The sequence below is a fragment of the Stenotrophomonas sp. YJH_SMC_4 genome, assembly GCF_059371575.1.
This window is the reverse complement of the sequence record NZ_JCAFUR010000013.1, coordinates 68,000-75,720: the sequence shown is the minus strand read 5'-3', so window position 1 is coordinate 75,720 and position 7,721 is coordinate 68,000. Positions and strand designations below refer to the sequence as shown.

At 68.3% G+C, this 7,721-nt stretch carries 6 protein-coding genes; all 6 read right to left on the bottom strand.

The window, feature by feature from the left end:
• Positions 1 to 306: 306 nt before the first annotated feature.
• Entirely contained in the window at positions 307 to 2,094 is a 1,788-nt protein-coding gene (locus tag AC5P9F_RS16215; RefSeq protein ID WP_099485107.1) for an MFS transporter, read from the bottom strand.
• A 123-nt stretch (positions 2,095 to 2,217) separates the two neighbouring features.
• Positions 2,218 to 3,345, bottom strand: coding sequence for an N-acetylglucosamine-6-phosphate deacetylase (nagA, locus tag AC5P9F_RS16210; RefSeq protein WP_005414784.1), 1,128 nt, complete (start codon positions 3,343 to 3,345; stop codon positions 2,218 to 2,220).
• Positions 3,342 to 4,118, bottom strand: a complete 777-nt coding sequence (locus AC5P9F_RS16205; protein WP_033833750.1) for a DeoR family transcriptional regulator — start codon at positions 4,116 to 4,118, stop codon at positions 3,342 to 3,344. The genes nagA and AC5P9F_RS16205 overlap by 4 nt, the downstream gene beginning before the upstream one ends.
• A 33-nt stretch (positions 4,119 to 4,151) precedes the next feature.
• Positions 4,152 to 5,486 (bottom strand): D-tagatose-bisphosphate aldolase, class II, non-catalytic subunit, encoded by a 1,335-nt coding sequence (locus tag AC5P9F_RS16200; protein ID WP_308679406.1) that lies wholly within the window; start codon positions 5,484 to 5,486, stop codon positions 4,152 to 4,154.
• 16 nt (positions 5,487 to 5,502) lie between these two features.
• Positions 5,503 to 6,441, bottom strand: coding sequence for an ROK family protein (locus tag AC5P9F_RS16195; RefSeq protein ID WP_274849949.1), 939 nt, complete (start codon positions 6,439 to 6,441; stop codon positions 5,503 to 5,505).
• On the bottom strand, positions 6,434 to 7,588 hold the full coding sequence (locus AC5P9F_RS16190; protein WP_005411499.1) for an SIS domain-containing protein: 1,155 nt from the start codon (positions 7,586 to 7,588) through the stop codon (positions 6,434 to 6,436). Before AC5P9F_RS16190 ends, AC5P9F_RS16195 begins: the two co-directional genes overlap by 8 nt.
• Positions 7,589 to 7,721 lie beyond the last annotated feature (133 nt).

Genomic DNA, 7,721 nt, shown 5'->3' with positions numbered 1-7,721 from the left:
AGTGCTCGACTATGGACGGTCAAACGGGCATTTTTATGGTGGTTCATCCGGGCTCTTTGGGGTCTGGAGAGGTGTGGTAACCACCATTTTCCAAAGATGTCCCGGATGAACAACGTACAGAGAGATCACAGTTAGTCGACTCACGCGCGTAGCGCGGCGTTCCTGGTGTTGGAGCGAAGAGCAGTCGACCAACAGTCGACTCTACCCGATCTGCGTGCCACACCCATCGGCGTGCCGTAGCGTCATCGGCGTGCCATACCCCGTTGGCATGTCATGGGGTATGGCCGACGCTAGGTGCAGGCGCTGTCAGCCCCGCTTTCCCGCGAACCGTGCCTCGATCTCCTCCAGCGACTTGCCCTTGGTCTCCGGCAGCCAGAACGCGGCTACCAGGAAGAACACGAAGGTGCACGCCGCCCAGAACACGAACATGCTGGCGTAGCCGTAGTGGCCCACCGTGGGCAGGAAGATGGCGGCGATGGTGGTGGACACGAACTGGTTGATCAGCAGCGCGATGCTCATGCCATTGGAACGGATGCGGTTCGGCATCAGCTCCGACAGTGCCAGCCACACGCATACGCCGGGGCCGACCGCGAAGAACGCGACGAACACCAGGATGCAGGCGGCCACGGCCCAGCCGTGTGCCGGTGGCGGCACCGGGCCGATGCGCGCCTGTTCGATGCGCAGCGGCGCCTGCGCGGCACTGGCCGGGTCGGCGAACGGGTTCAGATGCAGCTTGCGGAAGAACGCACCAATCACACTGTCGGGCTGCACGGTGCCGGCGCGCTCGATGCGCAGCTCGCGATCGGTCAGGTTGTCGCTGCGCAGGGCGCGCACGTTGGTAAAGTCACCATACGCGTACGACACGGTCAGCTGCATCGGTCGGCCCTGGCTGTCGATGCCATTGCTCAGGCGCTGCCACTGCGCGTCATCCAGAACCAGTTGCAGGCCATCGCCGCTGACCGCCGCCTGCAGCTGCGGTTGCACATCGGCGCGGCCACGCTCGGCCTGGAAGAACAGCGCGGCCGCGGCCAGCAGGGCCACGCAGATGCCACCACTGCCGAGCATCAGCAGGAACTTGCGGCCCTTGCGGTCGACCAGCAGCAACGCGACCACGGTCATCACCGCATTGAGCAGCTTGATCGCCACGTCGGCGCCGTTGGCCACTGAACCGGACAGGCCGGCCTGGTTGAGGATGTTGACCGCGTAGGCCAGCACCGAATTGATGCCGGTAGCCTGGGTGCAGGCCAGCACCACGCAGGCGAGCAGGAACGGCACCACGTAGCGGCGGCTGAGCAGTGGATCGCGCTTGCCGTCCCTGCTGCTCGATTCCGGCGCCTGGATCTGGGCCAGCGTGGGCTCGACATCTGCGGCGGGCAGGACGCGCTGGAGGCTGCGGCGGGCTTCATCGATGCGACCCCGCCGCACCAGCCAGCGTGGTGACTCGGACAGCCAGAAGATGCCGGCGCAGAACAGCAGGCCCGGCGCCAGGCAGGTCCAGAAGATGGTGCGCCAGGCGTGGTCCTTCACCGTGAACAGTTCCTGCGCCTGCTGCGCGACCGGCAGCGAACGCACGGCTTCGGCGGCGGCATCGACGGCGTGGGCGTGGTACAGGCCGATCAGGGCTGCCAGCACCAGGCCAACGGTCAGCAGCAGCTGGAACATGGCCGCGCCGCGCCCACGCCGCTCGGGGCTGAGCACTTCGGCCAGGTACAGCGGAATCACTACGCCGATCAAACCGCCACTGATGCCCTGCAGGAGGCGCCCCAGCAGCAGCGGCGTGTAGCCGGAGGCCAGTGCCATGATCGGAATCGAGGCGGTGAACAGCAGGCCGGCCAGCAGCATCGCGCCGCGACGGCCGATCAGGTCGGCAACCATGCCGGCGAACAGCGAGGACAGCACGCTGCCCAGCAGTACCGCTGCCACCACGAAGCCGAGCTGCTGGCTGCTGAGCTGCCAGGCGTGGCTGGCAGTTGCTTCAAGATAGGGCAGGGCGCCGGCGATGATGCCGATGTCGATGCCGTACAGCAGGCCACCCAGGCCGCCGATGAAGAGCAGGTAGCGTACGGGCCAGCGCGGAGCGGTGCGTGCAGTCATCGGCATATCCCAGAAGGTGTTTCGGTGCGGATCGCTTTCTGTAGAGTCGAGCCATGCTCGACTGACCGCGCATGGCGCGGCAGAGCAGTCGAGCATGGCTCGACTCTACGAAGGCACGGTGCGTCAGGCTGGTGTTGCGTTCAAATCGACCATGCGCCCACCCACCACCACCTGCTGCAGGCGCAGTTCGGCGTCCAGCGCTACCAGGTCGGCGCGGGCGTCGGGCGCGATGCGGCCGCGATCGCCCAGGCCCAGGTAGTCGGCCGGGAAGGTGGAGACACGTTGCGAGGCATCGGCCAGCTCCAGGCCCACCTGCACCAGGTTGCGCAGCGCCTGGTCCATGGTCAGCGCGCTGCCGGCCAGTGAACCGGTAGCCAGGCGCACGCAGCCGCCGCACTTGTGCACGCGCTGCTCGCCCAGTGCGTACTCGCCGTCGGGCATGCCGGTGGCGGCAGTCGCGTCGGTCACTGCGTACAGGCGCGGGATCGCACGCGCGGCCAGGCGGATCACGCCGGGATGGATGTGCTGCAGGTCGGGAATGATTTCGGCGTACTGCGCATGCGCGAGTGCCGCCGCCGCGATGCCCGGGCGATAGTGATCGACGCCGGTCATGCCGTTGAACAGATGGGTGAAGCCGGAGGCACCGGCCTGCAGCGCAGCAACACCTTCTTCGTAGGTACCGGCGCTGTGGCCGAGCTGCACGCGGATGCCCATTGCCGAAAGCGCGGGAATCAGCGCGGTGTGCTCGCCGATCTCCGGCGCCAGCGTCATCACACGGATCGGCGCCAGCGCGTGCAGCCGCTGTACCAGCGCCAGCGTCGCCTCGATGGTGCGGTTGGGCTGCGCGCCCAGCCGCTGCGGGCTGATGAACGGCCCTTCCAGATGTACGCCGACGATGCTGGCGGCGTCTGCATCGGGTGCGGCCATGGTGGCGGCCACGCCGTGCAGCGCGTGCTCGATCTCATCCAGGCCGGCGGTCATGGTGGTCGCCAGCAGCGTGGTGGTACCGAAGCGCAGATGGGTGCGGGCGATGGTGCGCGCCACGTCGCCGCCCTGCATCAGGTCCACCCCTGCAGCGCCGTGCACATGCAGGTCGATGAAGCCGGGCAGGATCACCGGCAGCTGCAGATCGTCAGCGCCGCTGTGGTCGTCCACCTGCAGCTGGCGCACGTGCGAATCGAAGTGGACGTGGCCACGCCGCCAACCCAGCGGGGTGAGGATGCGGCCATGCAGGGAACGGGTGTCGCTCATGCGGTGGGCTCGGCGATGATCACCTCGATGCCCAACCGCTGCAGTCCCTCGCGGGACGCGTCGTCGATGCCGGCATCGGTGATGATGGTGTGGATCTGATCCAGCAGGGCGATGCGGTGCAGGCTGACGCGCCCGAACTTGGAGGCGTCGGTCAGCACCACGATACGGCGTGCACGCTCGACCATGCGATGGTTGAGGCGGGCTTCGGCTTCGTCATGGGTGGTCAACCCGAACTGCAGGTCCAGGCCATCCACGCCCAGGAACAGCGTGTCGAAGCTGTAGGAGTTGAGGCTGGCTTCGGCCTGGCTGCCCTGCAGCGACAGCGACTGCTGGCGCAACAGGCCGCCGGTCAGCAGCACGTTGATGCCGGCCGCGTTGGCCAGTTCCCAGGCGATGTTCAGCCCGTTGGTCATCACCGTCACGTCGCGCTGCGTGCGCAGGTGGCGGGCCAGGGTCATCGTGGTCGAGCCGGAGTCGATGATGATGTTGTCACCAGGCCGTACCAGGCGCGCGGCACACGCGCCGATCGATTCCTTCAGCGGCAGGTTCAGTGCGTCCTTTTCGTGGATGTCCTGTTCCTGCGGCGGCGTGCGCACCAGCGTGGCGCCACCGTGGGTACGGTTGGCCAGGCCCTGCGATTCGAAATGGGTCAGGTCGGCACGGATGGTCACCGCCGACACGCCGAAGCGCTCGACCAGATCGGCCACCTGCACCGAGCCGTGCTCGATCAGCAGCTGCAGGATCTGTTGCCGGCGGGAGCGGGTGTTGCGCATGGCCATTCTCGGTGTCGCGGGGAAAGGTAGAGATTAGCCGTTCGCAGCAGCGGCGGCAGCCGAACCTGCGTGGTGAGTGCGGGTTCCGGCCTGGTTGGCGCTGCAGGCACGGGCGTACTCACCCAGGCACAGGCCGATACGGTGCTGCACCAGTGCGGTGGGGGTGTTGGCCAGGGCGCCTTCGCGCACGGCGCGGTACTGTTCCGGCAGGTACTGGCTGAGCAGCACCAGCGGCGGCGCGTGCTGTTCCAGGTTGGCGAACAGGGTCTGCACCGCCTGTACCAGGGCCGGCTCGCCCCAGTAGTAGCGGCAGCGGTCGCTGAAGGAGTAACTGCGCAGCAGGCGCAGCGCTGCCTCATCGCCCTGGTAGTAGGACTGCCAGTACTTCGGCTGCGCCACCATCACCTCGTCCAGTACCTGCGGCAGGCGCGAGCATTGTGCGGCCGGCAGCAGTTCGGCCTCGATCGCGGCCAGCGCGAACAGCGCTTCGCGGTAGGCGAAGGTCGCCGCCGGGCCGACCTTGAGGATGGCGAAGTGGTCGCGCACCAGCGCGTGCAGGCCGCTTTCGCGCTGGTAGTCGGTGGAGTGCGCCTCGAACACGATGCGTGGCTGCTGTTCCAGGAAGTCGGCCAGCGTGCTGGCGGCGGCCGGGTCGTACTCGTGCACGCTGCTGTGGTCGAAGTCGACGCCCGGCTGCACCACCATCGCGATCACGCGCTGCCACGCATCACGCAGCTGCGGCGTGTCGAACGCCTGCTGGTGGATGGCCAGGGTCTGCGCGGCGGCGGCCGGCGTGGTCACCTGCAGTCCCTCGGCAAGCGAGGCTTCTCCACCGGGAATCGGCACCTCGGTACCGATCACGTAGACCGGCGGCGGCAGGCCGTGTTCGGCGGCGGTGCGTTCGGCGATCTCGGCCAGCTCGGCCGAGCGTGCGGCAACGATGGCATCGGGCAGCGGCACCGGGTCATCGGCGCAGGACATGCTGCAGTCGAGATGGATCTTGTGGAAACCGGCGGCGACGTAGGCTTCGATCAGCACGCGCGCGTGGGTCATCGCTTCGGCAGCCGGGCGCTTCTGCCAGGCATTCGGGCCAAGATGGTCACCGCCGAGGATCAGCCGCTCGCGCGGGAAGCCTTCCTCATCGGCCAGGGTACCGACGTAGTCGCGGTACTGCGGCGGGGTCATGCCGGTATAGCCGCCGAACTGATCGACCTGGTTGGAGGTGGCCTCGACCAGCAGCACGGTGCCGTGTGCCAGCGCCACGTGCATGGCCGCGCGCAGCACCTGCTCGTTGCTGCAGCAGACGCTGTACAGGCCGACGTTGGCACCGGCGCGGTGGGAGGCAAGCAGGGTCTGCAACGGGGACATGGTCAGGCTCCGGACATCAGGAAAACGAGGGTTGGCAGGCGAGCAGGGCGGCACCACGTGCGCCACCGGCATCGCCGAAGCGCGGCGGCACGATCGGCGGTACCTGCACGCCGTTGAACAGATGGGCAGCGATGGCCGACGGCAGCTGCTGGTACAGCGGCGCGTACTGCGAGAGACCACCGCCGAGCACGATCACGTGCGGGTCCAGCGCCAGCACCAGCGCGGCCAGGCTGTGGCCAAGCAGATCGCTGTGGATGTCCAACGCCTTGCGCGCACGTGCATCGCCGGCTTCGGCCAGGGCGATCACGGCGCTGGCGTCGGCGGCGCTGCCACCGAGGTGGCGCTCGATCATCGCCACACCGCTGCCGGACACATAGCGCTCCACGCAGCCCTGCAGGCCGCAGCCGCAGTCCAGCAGCGGCAGGCCGTGGCGCTGCAGCAGGTGGCCGGGCACGCTCCAGTGGCCCCATTCGCCGGCCAGGCCGTTGAAGCCGGACAGCAGCCGGCCGTGCAGGCAGAAGCCGCCGCCGGCACCAGTGCCGAGGATGGCGCCGAACATGCTGGGGTAGCCGTCAGCCGCGCCGCCGTGCGCTTCAGACAGGGCAAAGCACTGCAGATCATTGCCGAAGTGCAGCGGGCGCTGCAGGCGTGCCTGCAGATCCTGCGCCACGCATTGGCCGGTCAGTGCAGGCACGTTCGCGCTGAGCTGGCGACCGCTGCGGCGGTCACGCACGCCGGGCAGGGCGATGCCGATGGCCGCATCGCTGCGGCCGAGGGCGGCGTCCGCCTCGGCCACCAGCGCCACCACCGCCTGCAGGAAGCCGTCGTAGTCACCCTGTGGGGTGGCCACGCGGCGGCGCCAGGTGACCTGCATCGCCGCATCGCACGCCACCAGCTCGATCTTGGTGCCGCCGATGTCGATGCCGTAGCAGGCGTGGGCGATCAGCTCAGCCATGGTGGATGGTGACGCCCTTGACGACGCGGTTGACGGTGCCATCCGGGAACGGGTTGTCCGGGGTCAGGCCAAGCGCGGCCGAGCGCTGCAGCGCGAACAGCTGCGCGAAGCCCAGCCACACCGGCGCCAGCCACGGGTCGTCCAGTGCCGGCACGGTGAGGGTGTATTCGTCATCGGCGCCGATGTCCGAATGCGGACCGATCGCCAGCACCTGGCCGGCCACGCCGTCGCGGCGCAGCTCTTCCAGCAGGTCCTGTTCGTAGCGGCGCGCCAGCGGCTGCACGCTGCGCAGCACCACCACCAGGGTGTTGCCATCCAGCGTCGACTTCGGCCCATGACGGAAGCCCAGCGGGGTGTTGGCCAGCGCCAGCACGCGGCCAGCGGTCAGTTCCAGCACCTTCAGCGCGCACTCGCGTGCCAGCGCTTCCAGCGGGCCGCTGCCGAGGTAGATGATGCGGTTGAACGGGCGCTGCGCCAGCGCCGCCACCGGTGCGTCCCACTGCGCCTGGCCTTCGCGGGCCAGCGCGGCGATCTGCTTCAGGCGCGCCACGCGCGCATCCCACGGCGAACGATCGAACACGGTCAGCGCGGCCAACAGCATGCAGGTCAGGCTGCTGGTCATGGCGAAGGCGCGGTCGCAGCTGGCCGACGGCATCAGCAGGGTGCAGGTATCGGCACGGCCGGCCCCACGGCGGGCCAGTTCGCCATCGGCGTTGCAGGTGATGTCGAGGAAGCGCGCGTCATCCACGTCGCTGCGCACGCGGTCAACCGCCGCCACGCTTTCCGGGCTGGAACCGCTGCGGCCGAACGAGACCAGCAGGGTCGGGCGGTCGCGCTGCAGGTACAGCGCCGGGTGGGTCAGCAGGCTGGTGGTGTGCACCACGCGCACATCGGCTGGCCACTGCGCGTTGATCGCGTCGGCCACCATTTCGGCGATGAAGCCGGAGCTGCCGGCGCCGGTGAACAGCACGCGCTGGTTGGGATCGTTGAGGCTGTCGCCGAGGAAGGCCTGCAGGCGGTCGCGGGCACGCGACAGGTCCTGTGCGAGGGCTTCCCACAGCGCAGGCTGCTGGGCGATTTCGGTAGCGGTATCGGCTCCGCCAAGGCGCTGCCAGGCGGACACATCGGAAAGCAGGGTGACGTCCATTCGGAGGTTCCAGTTGGGCCAGCGCACCATCTGCGTTTTCTTTCGAAATGTCAAATAGCGAAAGTAAAAAGAAAGAAAATGTGACGCCGACTTCGCTCTGCCCAGAGCACGTCGGAAAACGCAAGAATCCGCC

Coding starts and splice junctions, on each gene's coding strand:
- AC5P9F_RS16215 (WP_099485107.1), bottom strand. CDS start 2,094: ATGACTGCACGCACCGCTCCGCGCTGGCCCGTACGCTACCTGCTCTTC.
- nagA (WP_005414784.1), bottom strand. CDS start 3,345: ATGAGCGACACCCGTTCCCTGCATGGCCGCATCCTCACCCCGCTGGGT.
- AC5P9F_RS16200 (WP_308679406.1), bottom strand. CDS start 5,486: ATGTCCCCGTTGCAGACCCTGCTTGCCTCCCACCGCGCCGGTGCCAAC.
- AC5P9F_RS16195 (WP_274849949.1), bottom strand. CDS start 6,441: ATGGCTGAGCTGATCGCCCACGCCTGCTACGGCATCGACATCGGCGGC.
- AC5P9F_RS16190 (WP_005411499.1), bottom strand. CDS start 7,588: ATGGACGTCACCCTGCTTTCCGATGTGTCCGCCTGGCAGCGCCTTGGC.
- AC5P9F_RS16205 (WP_033833750.1), bottom strand. CDS start 4,118: ATGCGCAACACCCGCTCCCGCCGGCAACAGATCCTGCAGCTGCTGATC.